The sequence below is a fragment of the Bradyrhizobium sp. CCBAU 51765 genome (genome assembly GCF_015291725.1).
In the GTDB taxonomy this organism is placed as follows: domain Bacteria; phylum Pseudomonadota; class Alphaproteobacteria; order Rhizobiales; family Xanthobacteraceae; genus Bradyrhizobium; species Bradyrhizobium liaoningense.
Window position 1 is genome coordinate 6,135,944 of sequence record NZ_CP030038.1, and the last position, 13,458, is coordinate 6,149,401.

Sequence of the window (13,458 nt, forward strand, 5' to 3'; positions counted from 1 at the left end):
GTCAGCGCATGCTCGTCACCCGCCAGATCGTGCCGTTGCCATCCTCTGAGATCAGCAGCGACCCGTCCTTCGCCACCGCCACTCCCACTGGCCTTCCCCACACCTCCGAGTCGCTCACCACGAACCCCGTGACGAAATCCTCGTACTCCCCGGTCGGCTTGCCGTCCTTCATCTTGATGCGGATCACCTTGTAGCCGGTGCGCTGGGAGCGGTTCCAGGAGCCATGCTGAGCGGCGAAGGCGTCGCCCTGGTATTCGGACGGAAACTGCGTGCCCTGATAGAAGGTCATGCCGAGCGAGGCCGAGTGCGGCTGGATCAGCACGTCGGGCACCGTTACCTTGTCCTTCAGATCCGGCCGCGCGCCGGCATGGCGCGGGTCTTCATTGCCGCCGATGTAGAACCAGGGCCAGCCGTAGAACGCGCCTTCCTTCACGCTGGTGGCGTAATCGGGGACGAGATCGTCGCCGAGGCCGTCGCGCTCGTTGGTCGAGCACCAGGGCAGACCGGTCTGCGGCTGGATTGCGAGGCCGACGCAGTTGCGGAGGCCGGTGGCGTAGATCTTCCGCTCCTTGCCGTCAGGATTGAAGGCCAGCACGGTGGCGCGCTCGGTCTCGCTCGCCCAGGCCGCGCCGAGCGGCTGCGCCTTCGACCACGCCTCCAATCCGCCCGGCGGCGTGCCCATGCCTTCGGCGACGTTGCTGAGCGAACCGACCGAGACCAGCATGCGCTTGTTGTCGAGCGTGAAGGCGATGTCACGCGTGGAATGGCCGCCGTCATGCGGCAGGCTTGCCACGATCGTCTCCGCCTTGCCGCGCGCCTTGAGATCGCCGGCCTGATAGGGAAAGCGGACGACACCGTCGGTGTTGGCGATATAGACCCATTGCGGATTGTCGCCGTTCGGAAAGAAGGCGATGCCGAACGGCTGCCGCAGTCCGCTGGCGAACACCTCGTTGGTCGCGACCTTGCCGCCCTCCCCGGCGCGCAACACGCGGATGTTACCGGCCCGTGTCTCCGCGACGAAGACGTCGCCATTCGGCGCCACGCGTAAGATGCGCGGCGCGCGCAGGCCTTCGGCGAACAGCTCGATCTTGAAGCCGGCCGGCACCTGGAGCGCAGCCTCCGGCGGACGCGGCACCACGCGCGACGAGCTCGCAACCGACCGCGTGGCGCCGGGCCTGACCAGATCCTGGGGCCGGATCAGCCTGACCGTGCCGGGCTTGTCGGCCCGCCAGTCGCCATAGGCGTCATTGCCCTGCAACACCGGCTCGGCCTGCGCGCCGGCCGCAACCGCGACCAGCAGCCCCGCGGATATTGCCGCAAGCGAAATCCTGTTCTTCACGTCGCCTTCCTCTCCACCTGTACGTACCGGGCGTCAACGCCGTTCATTCGCAAACGTTCTGCGGCAGGCCAAACACCCACCGCATTCGACGCCGGCTCATGCCCGCAGGGTATGCATCCGGTGCACCCACCGTACTGGAAAACACCGCAGATAGATGCGACACATTGTAAGGGTGCGGTTGCGGTCATGAAAGCTGCGACATCGCCGTCGTGACTGATGGGAAGATCATGTGGGGATCCGTCATATCGGAATGGGCGAGCCTGCTGCTGCGCTGGCTGCACGTCGTGGCGGCGATCGCCTGGATCGGAAGTTCCTTCTATTTCATCGCCCTCGACCTCAGCCTCAGGCCTAGAAGCGACCTACCTGATGGCGTGCAGGGCGAGGCCTGGCAGGTCCATGGCGGCGGCTTCTACCGGATCATGAAGTATCTGGTGGCCCCAAGCCGGATGCCGGACGAGCTGACCTGGTTCAAATGGGAGGCCTACACCACCTGGCTGTCCGGCTTCGCGCTGATGGTGGTGGTGTACTATCTCGAGGCCGACCTGTTCCTGGTCGACAAGGCGATTCTCGACATCACGCCATTCCAGGCCGGGCTGTTCAGCTTCTGCAGCCTCGCGCTGGCGTGGCTGCTTTATGAAGCCGCCTGTCGCACCGGACTTGCGCAGCACGAATTACCCTTCGCCATCGGCGGCTATCTGTTCCTGGTCGCGCTGACTTACGCCTTCACCCACGTGCTGAGCGGCCGCGGCGCCTTCAACCAGATCGGTGCGATCATCGGCACCATCATGGTCGCCAACGTCTTCGCGCTGATCATCCCGAACCAGAAGAAGATCGTGGCCAGCCTGATCGCGGGCGAGGCGCCCGATCCGAAGCTCGGCAAGGCCAGCAAGGAGCGTTCGGTCCACAACAATTATCTGACGCTTCCCGTCGTCGTGCTGATGATCAGCAACCACTATCCCCTGCTCTACGCCACGCGCTTCAACTGGATCATCGTCGCCATCATCCTGGCGCTCGGCCCGGTGATCCGCCACTTCTTCAACGAGCGACACGCGGGGCGCAGATCGCCGTGGTGGGCGTGGGGCGTGGCGGCAGTCGGCGTGGTCGCGATCTTGTTCCTCTCCGCGGCCGGTCCGCGCGAGGTCAAGACCGGCGCGCTGCCGGCGCAGCCGACGCTCGCCAATGTCGAGGAGATCGTGATGACCCGCTGCAGCATGTGCCACGCAGTCGAGCCGGTCTGGGCCGGCATCGTGACCGCCCCGAAAGGCATCCTGCTCGACGCGCCCGAGCACATCCATCGCAACATCCGCCTGATCGGCCGTGTCGCGGCCTGGTCGAACGCGATGCCGCCGGGCAACATCACCGAGATGACCAGGGAGGAGCGCGCCGTTCTCGCGGCCTATATCGCGCAGGCGCGCTGACGCGCCGTCTTGCGCAGCCAGACCATTCGGCGGAATGAATTTCCGCTTGCCCTGCTGAAATGAAAATGACTTGACCGCCTAACCGGCGTAGACAGGACCATGGCCGCCGGCGCGCGGCGCAAGATCAGTTCGCAATCGGGGAAAGAACAGTGGCCCTCAAGAACGTCATCGGTATCGACCACGCCGTGGTCATGGTGAAGGACCTCGACAAGGCCGCCGAGAACTATCGGCAGCTCGGCTTCACGGTGTCGCCGCGCGGCACCCACAGCGCGCATATGGGCACCGGCAACTACACCATCATGTTCGATCCCGACTACATGGAGCTGCTGGGCGTGCTCGCCGCGACCGAGCAGAACGCGCCGGCGCGCGCGTTCCTCGACAAGCAGGGAGAGGGCATCGAGCGCATCGCGTTCACTGCGGTCGATTCCGCCGCCGGCGCCGAGGAGATCCGCGCACGGGGGCTGGCGCCGATCGGCCCGACCGATTTCGAGCGGCCGGTGACGCTGCCTGGCGGCACGGTCTCGGCGGCGAAATTCCGCACCTTCATGTGGCCGACCGCGGAAGCGCCCGGCGGCGTGCGCATCTTCGCGTGCCAGCACAAGACGCGCGAGACCGTGTGGATTCCCGAACTGATGCAGCACGCCAATGCGGCGAGGCGGATCAAGCAGGCGCTGATCGCAACACCCGAGCCGGCGCAGGAGGCGGCGCATCTCGGGCGGCTCATCGACCGCGCGCCGAAAACTGAGGCGGACGGCGCGGTCACCGTACCTTCCGGCGGCGATCGCGCCGACTTCGTCTATCTGACGCTGGACCAGCTCGGCAAGCGCTATCCCGGCGTGCCGCTGACCGGCCTCTCCGAGCGCGGCGGCGCGGCGCTGGTGCTCGTCAGCGGCGATCTGACGGCGACGGAGAAGGCGCTGGGTTCAGCCGCCGTCCGCAGCGGCGATGCGATCTGCGTGCCGCCGGCCGAGGCCAACGGCACCCTGCTCGCCTTCGTTGCCGGCTGATTTGAACTAATTCTTTAACGGGTGTTTACCCCGGCGGCTCTAGGACTCCCGGCAATCCAAGTCGCCGGGACCATACGCATGTTCAAAGAGGAATCGCCGATCGCCTATGACGCACCGGCCGAATTGAAGAAGTGGCCGTCGCTGAAGGGCGAGAGGCTGAAGGATCGGGGCCCGCCCTATCTCGTCTACGACGGCACGCTCGCCGAATGCGTCCGCGAACTCATGGGCAAGCCGATCAAGGGCATCTCGCTCTACGACATCATGACGACGCCGCAACCGGCCTTCGACCAGACCGTGCTGTCGCCCGGCGATGCCGCCGAGATCGCGATGCGCAAGGATTTCCCCAAGGACTAGTTCGCGGCGCGTTTCGCCGCGGGCCTGTCCTGCTGCTTCGAAGAGGATTCCGTCGGCGCATCCAGGAAGACGACGGGCGTGCCGCGCCTGACGTTTTCGCCGAGCGCACGAGCGTCCCAATTGGTCAGCCTGACGCAGCCGTGAGACGCCGACTTGCTGACCTTGTCGGGCTCTGCCGTTCCGTGGATGCCATAGCCCTGCGCGGACAGGCCGATCCAGTACGCCCCCACGGGATTGTTCGGACCCGGCCTGATGTCGAACGGTCGTTTGGATCTGACGCTCTTGAACTTGTAGTCGGGATTGTAGCGATAGGTCGGATTCTCTTGTGTGCCGGTGACCTTCAGCGTCCCCGTCGGCGTCGGGCGATCCGGACTGCCAACTGACGCCGGATAGAACGCCAGCAGAGCGCCGCTTGCGTCGAACGCCTTCATCGTTCCGCTCTTCTTGTCGACCTCGAGCCGGGCCATGCGCGGCAGCTCTCGGCGTGCCGGAATGTTCGCAACAACGATCGTCTCTCCCACCCTGTCGAAGGCCTTGCCCGGGTTGAGCGCCCTGAGCAGTTCCGCGCTCATGTGGAATTTCTCGGCAAGTCCTTCGAGAGGGCTGGTGTAGCTCAGCGCCTTCAGCGACTTCATATCGTCGAGCTTGCTCGGCAACTCCTTCAGGAACGGCCCTCTGACATCAGCGTCGGCGATCTCGTAGTCGGCGACGATCGGGCCCTCGCTCGCCGCCGTCAGCTTGTCCCAGAGCTCCGGCGCAATTGCCTTGTCGGATGCGATACCGTTCTGCGCCGCGAATGTCTTCAGTGCCTTCTGCGCGTTCTCGCCGAACTTGCCGTCAATCTCGCCGGGCGAGAACTGCGCACGATCGAGCAGGACCTGGAGCTTCACCACCGCCGGATTGAGCTTGTCGGTGGCCGGCGGCTTCGCGGGACGCGCAGCTTCATTCACCGCAGCCGGATCGAGATTGCCTGCGAGCGCCGGGCCGATGAGCCACAGCAACATCACCACGCCAAGCATCGATCGCATCGTCATCGCGCATCCTACTCACAAGCGGCCCAGCAGGTCGCGGAGAGTTTCTCTTCGGGAACACCGTAGTAACACCGAAGGAACCGGCGAGACCGCAGCTTTGCCGCAATCGGACGGTTAAGAACTCCTTGTCGCCGGCGCATCGCCAACCGTTCATCCCACAGTTCGAGGTTGTCTCCGCAAATGCGATCTGTCGTCGCGGCTTGCGCCGCATTTCTGACTCTGATGTGCGACCTCGATCTGCCGGCATCCCGGCAAGCGCCACCGTTCCACACCACCTTTCTTCAGAACAATCATGCCTCGCCACTTGTTCCGATGGTCGACCTCTTCGTCGCCAGCGTGCAGGCCATCGAGCTCGCGAACGCGCGCGCGGCCTATGAGGACGTGATCGAGCCAACGCGCGCGGTCGAGCCGGCGGTGCAGGCGCCGGCCTCACCAACTGAACAATTCTGCCACGCGCTTCGTGAAGCCGCCGAGTCCAGTGGCATTCCGGTGCCCTTCTTCGCGCGCCTGATCTGGCAGGAGAGTCGCTTCAAGTCCGACGAGGTCAGCCATGCCGGCGCGCAGGGCGTCGCGCAGTTCATGCCGGAGACGGCCGCCGAGGTCGGGCTCGACGATCCCTTCGATCCGATGAAGGCCCTGCCTGCGTCGGCGAAGTTCCTGCGCAAGCTTCGTGACGTTTTCGGCAATCTCGGCCTTGCGGCGGCGGCGTACAATGCTGGTCCCGGCCGCATCCAGAAATGGCTTGCCAGAGAGAGCGAGCTACCGCGCGAGACGCGCGACTATGTCCGGATCATCACCGGCACCAAAGCCGAAGACTGGATCGAACGGTCGGAGGCGCTGGCGATCCGCATCGACCTGCCGCACGAAGCACCGTGCGAAGGCATCGGCAGCCTCTCCAAGGCCAAGGACGTCGCCTGGGTTGCGGTCAACCTGACTCCTTCGGTCGCGAGCATCATTCTCAAGGCCGAGCAGGTCGCCACCCGCTTGGCGACGAGCCGCTCGCGCGAGCGGCTCGCGACCCTGCAGCGGAAGAATGCCACGGCCCACGGCAAGGCACGCAGCCGGATCGCGGCACGCGCTGCCGGAAAGAGCGCAAAGGCGCGCGCCGTTCGCGTCGCATCGCGCGAACGTCCGTCTGGCTAGTGTTCGCTGCTGGAATATGCGACTCCCCTTTTCCGGAGAGCCGGACCGCTGCTGCACGGAACCTGAGATGCCAACAAAGAGTGCCGGGATCATCGCCTATCGGAAGCGCGAAGAGATCGAAGTTCTCCTCGTTCATCCCGGGGGCCCGTTCTGGCGCAACAAGGATCTCGGTGCGTGGTCGATTCCGAAGGGCGAGTACGCGGATGGAGAAGACGCGGAAGCCGCCGCGCGACGGGAGTTTGCCGAGGAGCTTGGCCTCGAGGTGACGGTGCCGCTGATCGCGCTGGGTCAGGTCAAGCAACGCGGCGGAAAGGCTGTGACCGCGTTCGCGGCCGAGCTCGACATCGACACGGCCAGCATTCGCAGCAACACGTTCGAGATGGAATGGCCGCCGCACAGCGGCAAACGGCAGACGTTCCCGGAGGTCGACCGCGCCGCATGGTTCACGCTCGAAGCGGCGCAGGAGAGGATCAACGCAGGACAACGTCCGCTGCTTGACCGGCTGGCGCAGTTGGCGAGTGAGGAATAGCCGCGCCGTTCTTGCTGCGCTCGCCGGCCGTGCCTACTCCGCCTTGATGTTCGCGGCCACGACGACCTCGGCGAGCTCCTTCGTCTCCTTTGCGATCTTCGCGGCGTAGTCGGCGGGGCTGAGCACGCTGACGACGCCCTGCGAGCCGAGCTTCTCCGCAACCGCGGGATCCTTGGCGGCAGTGACGATTTCCCGGTGCAGCGTCTCCAGGATCGGCGCCGGCGTCGCCTTCGGCATGAAGAAGCCGACCCAGAACGAGATGTCGAAGCCGGGATAGCCGGCTTCCGCGACGGTGGGAACATCGGGCAGCGCTGGCAAGCGCTCGGCCGACGACACCGCCAGCGCGCGCAGCTTGCCGGCCTTCACCAGCGGCACCGCGGAGAGCGGATCGAACACCGCCAGCACCTCCTGCGCGAGGATGCCGACCTCGGCGGCCGAACCGCCGCGATAGGGCACGTGGATCATCTTGATGCCGGCCTTCTGGCCGAGCAGCTCCATGGCGAGATGGGCTAGATTGCCGTTGCCGCCCGAGCCGTAGGCAAGCGCCCCGGGCGCAGCCTTTGCCGCGGCGACGAGATCGGCGACGGTTTTGATGTTGGCCGTCTTGGGATTCTCGGGATTGACGACGAGCACGAGCGGCGCCGAGACGACGGTCGTCAGCGGCGCGAAGTCTCCTTGCGGGTCATAGCGGACGTCCTTGAACAGCGTCTTGTTCAGCGTGATCGTGGACGAGTTGCAGGCCAGCATCGTGTAGCCGTCCGCGTCCGCACGCGCGACGCCTTCGGCGGCGATCATGCCGTTGGCGCCGGCGCGGTTCTCGACCACGAAGGGCTGCCCGAGCTTGTTGCCGAGGCGATCGCCGATGATGCGCGCGACCACATCGACCGGGCCGCCCGCGCTGAAGCCGACCATGACCTTGACCGGCCGCACCGGGTACTTCTGAGCCAGGGCCTGCGTCGACAGCGCAGAAGCGCACAATCCGGCGATGACTGCCAGCAGGCGGACCGTTCGTTGCATTCGTTCTCTCCCAGGCCTCACAGCGCCGCTTGTGCATGTTTGTTCGTGCGACGCATTCGAGGATCATGAATAGCGGCCGCGCCGGATTCCGCAATCGCGTTCGGGCGTTGGCATTCCGCCGCACGGCACGTACGACCCCTTCCAAACAAAAAATGCGAAAACAACCCCATGCACAGTAGGCGGCCCCTGTCAGAACGAAGGCTTGCACAGGGCCGTGGAAATTTTTCGGATTTACAAAATAAATCCTGTCGCGTCGGGCAAAACAGTGGCATAATGGCATCATCGCAACACGCGTGAGCATCACGGCCTGCCCGTCGCAGCCGGCCCGACGCGGTTGCGCCCAAACCCTTCATCGACATCCCGAAATCCGCATTCGCGAGCAGCAGCGAACGGCCGTTCGCGCTTGCGCCGCCAGGAGGACCACAGCACATGACGATAGCTCTCTCGCGTCCCATCACTTCGCCGCTCGCGGCAAACGATCGCAGCGCCCCCGCCGTGCCCCCGCGCGTAAAACTCTACAAGCGGCGTATCGCGATCAGCCATCCCGACTCGCAGGCCGGCGAGCGGCTGCTGGCCGAGGCGCTCGGCGCCGCCGACCGCGATGCGATGCACGGCATCTTGAGGCAGTTGGTCAAGGCCAGCGTGGTCGGGCAGAAGCCGGATGAGGCCAATCTCGCCTTCATGATCTCGACGATCAGAAGCATCGCGCCGAAGGATTCCATCGAGGCCCTGCTGGTGGCACAGATGGTGTCGGTGCACATGGCCGCGATGCGCTGCGCCTGCCGGCTCGCCTGCACCGACGATCTCGCGCAGCAGGAGGGCATCGCCCGCGCCTTGACCCGGCTGTCCCGCACCTTCGCCGCCCAGGTCGAGGCGCTCAATCGCCACCGCAACAGCGACGAGCGCGCGATCACGGTGCAGAATTTGTCGGTGCAGGACGGCGGACGGGCGATCGTGGGCAATCTCACGCAGCATGCGCATCTGATCGGCGCCGATCCGGACGCCGCGTCCCGCGCAGCCGGCGAACCCGAATGGGCCGGCGCAAGGCAGGACGCCAGCGCATGAGCGCTAATCACATCCGCAACACCGCTGCAATGTTGATGAGCCCGCGCTGCAGTGCCGGCACACGCGGCGGCTTTGCCTGCCGCGCGCCCGCGCTACGCGGCAAGCTCCGCTGCCGCATGCACGGCGGCGCCCGGGGATCGGGTGCGCCACGGGGGAACCAGAACGCTCTGAAGCACGGCGCCTTCACGCAAGAGGGTATCGCAGAGCGGCGGGCGATCGGGACGCTGCTGGAAGAAGCGGAGGAACTGCTGGCGACGATCGCGTCAGACTGACCAAGACGGACCCGTCGATGAGCCGCCACCCAGCCCTCCCCCCCCCCCCCGCAAGCGCAGGGAAATCGCAGATGGCCTTCTTGAAAGACCCGAGCGAGCGCCTCGTCCTTCGAGACGACCGCTTCGCGGTCCCTCAGGATGAGGCTAAGCGACAACGGTGTCCGTTGAAACTAGCGCAACACACTCGTTCCTCATCCTGAGGGCCCGCCAACGGCGGGCGTCTCGAAGGATGTGCCACCAGGGAGATCATTCCATATGCGATTGCCCTGCATCTGAAGGGGCTGCCATATCAGGCCGGCTCTGTATCGGGCAACAACTCTTGAGGTTGGCACGTCGTCCTCAATCCTGTAACCCCACCCGAAACCTTCTCGGGACGGGACGCTCATGACCACAGCCGCCAACGACGCGGGCACCGCCACCCGCGCGCTGATCTTCGCGCTCGTCGCGCTGGCCTGCGGGCACATGCTCTCCACATTGCTGCGCACAATTCCGGCCGTCAGCCTCGACCTGATGGCTGCGGATTTCCATATCGAGCCGCAGGCGCTCGCCAGCCTCACGTCGATCTATCCCTTCGCCTTTGCGGCGGCGCAGATCCCCGTCGGGGCGGCGATGGACCGCTTCGGCGTGCGGCCGGTGTCCTTGAGCCTGCTTGCGGGAACCGTGTTCGGCGCGATGGCGTCCGGCTTTGCGACGGGGCCCGAGAGCTTCGCCGTCGGGCAGCTGCTGCTCGGCGTTGCCACCTCGGGCATGCTGATGTGCCCGATGACTCTCGCCGCCAAGCAATTGTCGCCAGCCCGCTTCGGCCTCTGGTCGGGCGCGATCCTCTCGATCGGCAATATCGGCATGCTGCTGTCGGCGAGCCCGCTCGCCTTCGTGGTCGACGCCTATGGCTGGCGCGCGGGGTTCTGGCTCTCCGCGATCGGCGGCGTCGCGGTCGCGCTCGCGGTGTTCGCGCTGGTGCCGAACCAGCCGGCCGAGCACAAGGACGAGTCCTCGCCGCTGGCGCAGATGATCGAGGTGCTCAGGCTCGGCCTCTCCCGCCCGTTGCGCGGCCTGATCGCGCTGGCGCTGGTGTCGCTGGCGACCTCGCTGGTGCTGCGCGGCCTGTGGGGCGGGCCGTGGCTGATGGACGTCAAGGGATTGTCGCGGGTCGAGGCCGGCAACCAGCTCGGCGCGTTCACGCTGGCGATGATTGTCGGTCCCCTCTGCATCGGGGTAATCGACCGCAGGCTCGGGCGCCGGCGCGGCCTGGTGGCGGGCTCGCATCTGGCTGGCGCCCTGCTGCTGGCGCTGATGGCTCTGGGCGCTCCGCATTACGCGGTCTCAGTGGTGTTCGGCCTGGCCGTGATGCCGCCGCAATACGACCTCGTGCTGTTCGTGCTGATCGGGCTTGCGACCTCCGCCCAACCGCTGCTGTTCGGCATGTCCAGGCAGCTGGTGGACGCGCAGGTCGCGGGCAAGGCGCTCGCGGCCGTCAACCTCGCCTTCTTCCTCGGCGCGGCGCTGATGCAGTCGGTCACGGGCGCGGTGGCGGCGCTCGCGGGCCTGCCGGCGGTGCTGCTGTTCATGGCTGCCATGCTGGCGCTCGGCGTCGTGATGTTTTTGACTTACACGACTGCGAATCCGTAGGATGGGTAGAGCGAAGCGAAACCCATCGTTCTTGCGGAGAGGTGATGGGTTTCGCTTCGCTCTACCCATCCTACGAATCTGCAACAGGGGAATTCGAGTCCATGCCCGTCGACACCAAAGCCGCCACCGACCGTCTCATGCGCTTTCTCTCGGTCGAAGGCGTCACCGGACAGGAGGCGGCGATCGGGCGTGAGCTGACGGCCGCGCTAAAGGAGGCCGGCGTGCCGACGAAGGCGATCCGGCTCGACGATGCCAACACCCGCATTCCCGTGCCGACCGAGACCGGCAACCTCATCGTCGACCTGCCCGGCCGCGGCGCGCTGCACAACCAGCCGCGGATCATGTTCATGACCCACATGGACACCGTGCCGCTCTGCGCCGGCGCCAAGCCGAAGAAGTCCGGGCGCAAGATCGTCAACGAGGCCAGGACCGCGCTCGGCGGCGACAACCGCTGCGGCTGCGGCGTGCTGGTGACGCTGGCGGCCGAACTCGCCAAGCAGAAGCTCGACCATCCCCCGATCACGCTGCTGTTCTGCGTGCGCGAGGAAAGCGGGCTCTACGGCGCGCGCCACGTCAAGCTCGACGAACTCGGCGCGCCCGTGATGGCGTTCAACTATGACGGCGGCGCGGCGTCCAACGTCGTCATCGGCGCGGTCGGCGCCGACCGCTGGAGCGTCGAGATCTTCGGCCGCGCTTCGCATGCCGGTGTCGCGCCGGAGCGCGGCATCTCCTCGACCATGATCATGGCGCTCGCGCTTGCGGACGTGAAGGCCGGCGGCTGGTTCGGCAAGGTGGTGAAAGGCAAGAAGCAAGGCACCAGCAATGTCGGCCCGGTCACCGGCGGCGAGGGCCGCCCGGCGGGCGATGCCACCAATGTCGTCACCGACTACGTGCATGTGCGCGGCGAAAGCCGCAGCCATGACGGCAAATTCTTCAAGGAGATCACCAAGGCCTACAAGGCCGCGTTCGAGAAGGCGGCCAAGAAGGTCACGAATGCGCAAGGCAAGTCCGGCAAGGTCAAGTTCAAGGCGGAGACCGACTATTATCCGTTCCGCATGAAGGACAGCCAGCCCGTGATCAAGCGCGCGGTCGAGGCCGTGTCCGCGGTCGGCGGCACGCCGAACGTCCGCACGGCCAATGGCGGCCTGGATGCCAACTGGATGGTCCGCCACGGCATTCCGACCGTGACCTTCGGCGCCGGCCAGAACGAGGCGCATACGGTCGACGAATGGATCAATCTCGACGAATACGAGCGCGCCTGCGCGCTGGCGGTGCAACTCGCGACGATGCGGTGAGTTGGGTTGTAGGGTGTAGGATGGGTAGAGCGTAGCGAAACCCATCGCCCAACGTTGATGATGATGGGTTTCGCTGCGCTCTACCCATCCTACAATAGGAAGAAGGGAGGCCACATGCCGCGCATCGCGAATATCGAATCCGCCCTCTACCGGATCCCCCTTCCCGTCACGTTGTCCGACTCCACCCATGGCGAGATCGCCGCGTTCGAGCTGATCACCTGCCGCATTCGCGATGCCGACGGTGCCGAGGGCGTCGGCTACACCTACACGGTCGGGCGCAATGGCGGGGCTGTGGCCGACATTCTCAAGCGCGAGATCCCGCCGCTGGTCGAAGGGCGCGAGGCCGACGACACCGAAGCGATCTGGCATCATGTCTGGTGGGCGCTGCATTATGGCGGGCGCGGCGGACCGACCGTGCTGGCGCTCTCCGCGCTCGACATCGCGCTGTGGGATCTGAAGGCGCGGCGCGCCAGGCTGCCGCTGTTCCGCCTGCTCGGCGGCTTCGATGCGGGCGTGCCGTGCTATGCCGGCGGCATCGACCTTGACCTCTCCGTCGATGCGCTGCTCAAACAGACCGACGGCAATCTCGCCAAGGGCTTTCGCGCCATCAAGATGAAGGTCGGCCGGCCCGACCTTAAAACAGACGTCGCGAAGGTCTCCGCGATGCGAGAGCATCTCGGCGACGGTTTTCCGCTGATGGTGGACGCCAACATGAAATGGACGGTCGAGGAAGCGATCCGGGCCGCCCGCGCCTTCGTTCCCTATGACCTCACCTGGCTCGAGGAGCCGATCATTCCCGACGACGTCGCGGGCCATGTGCGCATCATGCAGGCCGGCGGCGTGCCGATCGCGGCGGGCGAGAATCTGCGCTCGCTGTGGGAGTTCAAGAACTACATCGCCTCGGGCGCGGTGTCCTACCCCGAGCCGGACGTGACCAATTGCGGCGGCGTCAGCGCGTTCATGAAGATCGCGCGGCTGGCGGAAGCGTTCAACCTGCCCGTCACCAGCCACGGCGCGCACGACATCACCGTGCATCTGCTCGCGGCCTGCCCGAACAGGTCGTATCTGGAAGCGCATGGTTTCGGGCTCGACAAATATATCGAGCATCCGCTGGTGCTGAAGGACGGACTTGCGCTCGCGCCGGACCGACCCGGGCATGGCATCAGCTTCGACTGGCCGGGGCTGGCGAAGCTGGCGGCTTAGAGAGATGCGACAACAAGCGAGGTGCGCCCCCTCTCCCGCTTGCGAGAGCTTTGCTTAATTGGACGCGGGGGAGTGATTGCCGCTGTTGGGCGTTTTTTGCGTAGCGTTGGACGTCGGCGGCATCGAAGGTTTGCGCTTTCGTGGTCGACTGATTGG

General features: G+C 65.9%; 13 protein-coding genes. 10 read left to right on the top strand and 3 right to left on the bottom strand.

Annotated elements, in window-relative coordinates:
* Position 1: 1 nt before the first annotated feature.
* Positions 2 to 1,339 (bottom strand): sorbosone dehydrogenase family protein, encoded by a 1,338-nt coding sequence (locus XH96_RS28960; RefSeq protein WP_194388985.1) that lies wholly within the window; start codon positions 1,337 to 1,339, stop codon positions 2 to 4.
* Positions 1,340 to 1,566: 227 nt separating this feature from the next.
* On the opposite strand from XH96_RS28960, the gene XH96_RS28965 reads away from it, so the two are divergent.
* The 3 genes from XH96_RS28965 (at position 1,567) to XH96_RS28975 (ending at position 4,118) form a co-directional block, all read left to right on the top strand.
* Positions 1,567 to 2,757 carry a urate hydroxylase PuuD gene (locus tag XH96_RS28965; protein WP_194394304.1) on the top strand — a complete coding sequence of 397 codons (1,191 nt, stop codon included), beginning with the start codon at positions 1,567 to 1,569 and terminating at the stop codon, positions 2,755 to 2,757.
* A 149-nt stretch (positions 2,758 to 2,906) separates the two neighbouring features.
* The gene (locus XH96_RS28970; protein WP_194388986.1) at positions 2,907 to 3,764 is read left to right on the top strand and encodes a VOC family protein; all 858 of its coding nucleotides are present in this window, start codon (positions 2,907 to 2,909) and stop codon (positions 3,762 to 3,764) included.
* A 78-nt stretch (positions 3,765 to 3,842) separates the two neighbouring features.
* The gene (locus XH96_RS28975) at positions 3,843 to 4,118 is read left to right on the top strand and encodes a hypothetical protein (protein ID WP_194388988.1); all 276 of its coding nucleotides are present in this window, start codon (positions 3,843 to 3,845) and stop codon (positions 4,116 to 4,118) included.
* On the opposite strand, the gene XH96_RS28980 is transcribed toward XH96_RS28975, so the two are convergent.
* Positions 4,115 to 5,146, bottom strand: a complete 1,032-nt coding sequence (locus XH96_RS28980) for a L,D-transpeptidase family protein (RefSeq protein WP_194394305.1) — start codon at positions 5,144 to 5,146, stop codon at positions 4,115 to 4,117. The two genes, XH96_RS28975 and XH96_RS28980, sit on opposite strands and share 4 nt — an antisense overlap.
* 183 nt (positions 5,147 to 5,329) lie before the next feature.
* Here XH96_RS28980 and XH96_RS28985 point away from each other — a divergent pair, with 183 nt between their 5' ends.
* Positions 5,330 to 6,292 carry a lytic transglycosylase domain-containing protein gene (locus XH96_RS28985; RefSeq protein WP_194388990.1) on the top strand — a complete coding sequence of 321 codons (963 nt, stop codon included), beginning with the start codon at positions 5,330 to 5,332 and terminating at the stop codon, positions 6,290 to 6,292.
* Positions 6,293 to 6,359: 67 nt separating this feature from the next.
* Positions 6,360 to 6,821 (top strand): NUDIX domain-containing protein, encoded by a 462-nt coding sequence (locus XH96_RS28990; RefSeq protein ID WP_194388992.1) that lies wholly within the window; start codon positions 6,360 to 6,362, stop codon positions 6,819 to 6,821.
* 33 nt (positions 6,822 to 6,854) lie between these two features.
* On the opposite strand, the gene XH96_RS28995 is transcribed toward XH96_RS28990, so the two are convergent.
* Positions 6,855 to 7,838: a tripartite tricarboxylate transporter substrate binding protein gene (locus tag XH96_RS28995; RefSeq protein ID WP_194388994.1), complete on the bottom strand. Its 984-nt coding sequence runs from the start codon at positions 7,836 to 7,838 to the stop codon at positions 6,855 to 6,857.
* Between the two features lie 429 nt (positions 7,839 to 8,267).
* Between XH96_RS28995 and XH96_RS29000 the strand changes: the two genes are divergently transcribed.
* The 5 genes from XH96_RS29000 to XH96_RS29020 all read left to right on the top strand — a co-directional run bounded on the left by XH96_RS29000 (position 8,268) and on the right by XH96_RS29020 (position 13,302).
* On the top strand, positions 8,268 to 8,903 hold the full coding sequence (locus XH96_RS29000) for a hypothetical protein (protein ID WP_194388995.1): 636 nt from the start codon (positions 8,268 to 8,270) through the stop codon (positions 8,901 to 8,903).
* Positions 8,900 to 9,175, top strand: coding sequence for an HGGxSTG domain-containing protein (locus XH96_RS29005; protein WP_194388997.1), 276 nt, complete (start codon positions 8,900 to 8,902; stop codon positions 9,173 to 9,175). The genes XH96_RS29000 and XH96_RS29005 overlap by 4 nt, the downstream gene beginning before the upstream one ends.
* A 384-nt stretch (positions 9,176 to 9,559) precedes the next feature.
* Complete coding sequence (locus XH96_RS29010) at positions 9,560 to 10,804, top strand: MFS transporter (RefSeq protein WP_194388998.1); 1,245 nt, start codon at positions 9,560 to 9,562, stop codon at positions 10,802 to 10,804.
* A 101-nt stretch (positions 10,805 to 10,905) separates the two neighbouring features.
* A complete protein-coding gene (locus tag XH96_RS29015) occupies positions 10,906 to 12,099 on the top strand; it encodes a M20/M25/M40 family metallo-hydrolase (RefSeq protein ID WP_194389000.1) in 1,194 nt (397 codons plus the stop codon).
* Between the two features lie 114 nt (positions 12,100 to 12,213).
* Positions 12,214 to 13,302, top strand: a complete 1,089-nt coding sequence (locus tag XH96_RS29020) for a mandelate racemase/muconate lactonizing enzyme family protein (protein ID WP_194389002.1) — start codon at positions 12,214 to 12,216, stop codon at positions 13,300 to 13,302.
* Positions 13,303 to 13,458 lie beyond the last annotated feature (156 nt).

What these genes read in the sequence shown, in the direction of transcription:
- XH96_RS28965 (WP_194394304.1), top strand. Translation starts at nt 1,567, where the DNA reads ATGTGGGGATCCGTCATATCGGAATGGGCGAGCCTGCTGCTGCGCTGG.
- XH96_RS28975 (WP_194388988.1), top strand. Translation starts at nt 3,843, where the DNA reads ATGTTCAAAGAGGAATCGCCGATCGCCTATGACGCACCGGCCGAATTG.
- XH96_RS28980 (WP_194394305.1), bottom strand. Translation starts at nt 5,146, where the DNA reads ATGCGATCGATGCTTGGCGTGGTGATGTTGCTGTGGCTCATCGGCCCG.
- XH96_RS28985 (WP_194388990.1), top strand. Translation starts at nt 5,330, where the DNA reads ATGCGATCTGTCGTCGCGGCTTGCGCCGCATTTCTGACTCTGATGTGC.
- XH96_RS28990 (WP_194388992.1), top strand. Translation starts at nt 6,360, where the DNA reads ATGCCAACAAAGAGTGCCGGGATCATCGCCTATCGGAAGCGCGAAGAG.
- XH96_RS28995 (WP_194388994.1), bottom strand. Translation starts at nt 7,838, where the DNA reads ATGCAACGAACGGTCCGCCTGCTGGCAGTCATCGCCGGATTGTGCGCT.
- XH96_RS29000 (WP_194388995.1), top strand. Translation starts at nt 8,268, where the DNA reads ATGACGATAGCTCTCTCGCGTCCCATCACTTCGCCGCTCGCGGCAAAC.
- XH96_RS29005 (WP_194388997.1), top strand. Translation starts at nt 8,900, where the DNA reads ATGAGCGCTAATCACATCCGCAACACCGCTGCAATGTTGATGAGCCCG.
- XH96_RS29010 (WP_194388998.1), top strand. Translation starts at nt 9,560, where the DNA reads ATGACCACAGCCGCCAACGACGCGGGCACCGCCACCCGCGCGCTGATC.
- XH96_RS29015 (WP_194389000.1), top strand. Translation starts at nt 10,906, where the DNA reads ATGCCCGTCGACACCAAAGCCGCCACCGACCGTCTCATGCGCTTTCTC.
- XH96_RS29020 (WP_194389002.1), top strand. Translation starts at nt 12,214, where the DNA reads ATGCCGCGCATCGCGAATATCGAATCCGCCCTCTACCGGATCCCCCTT.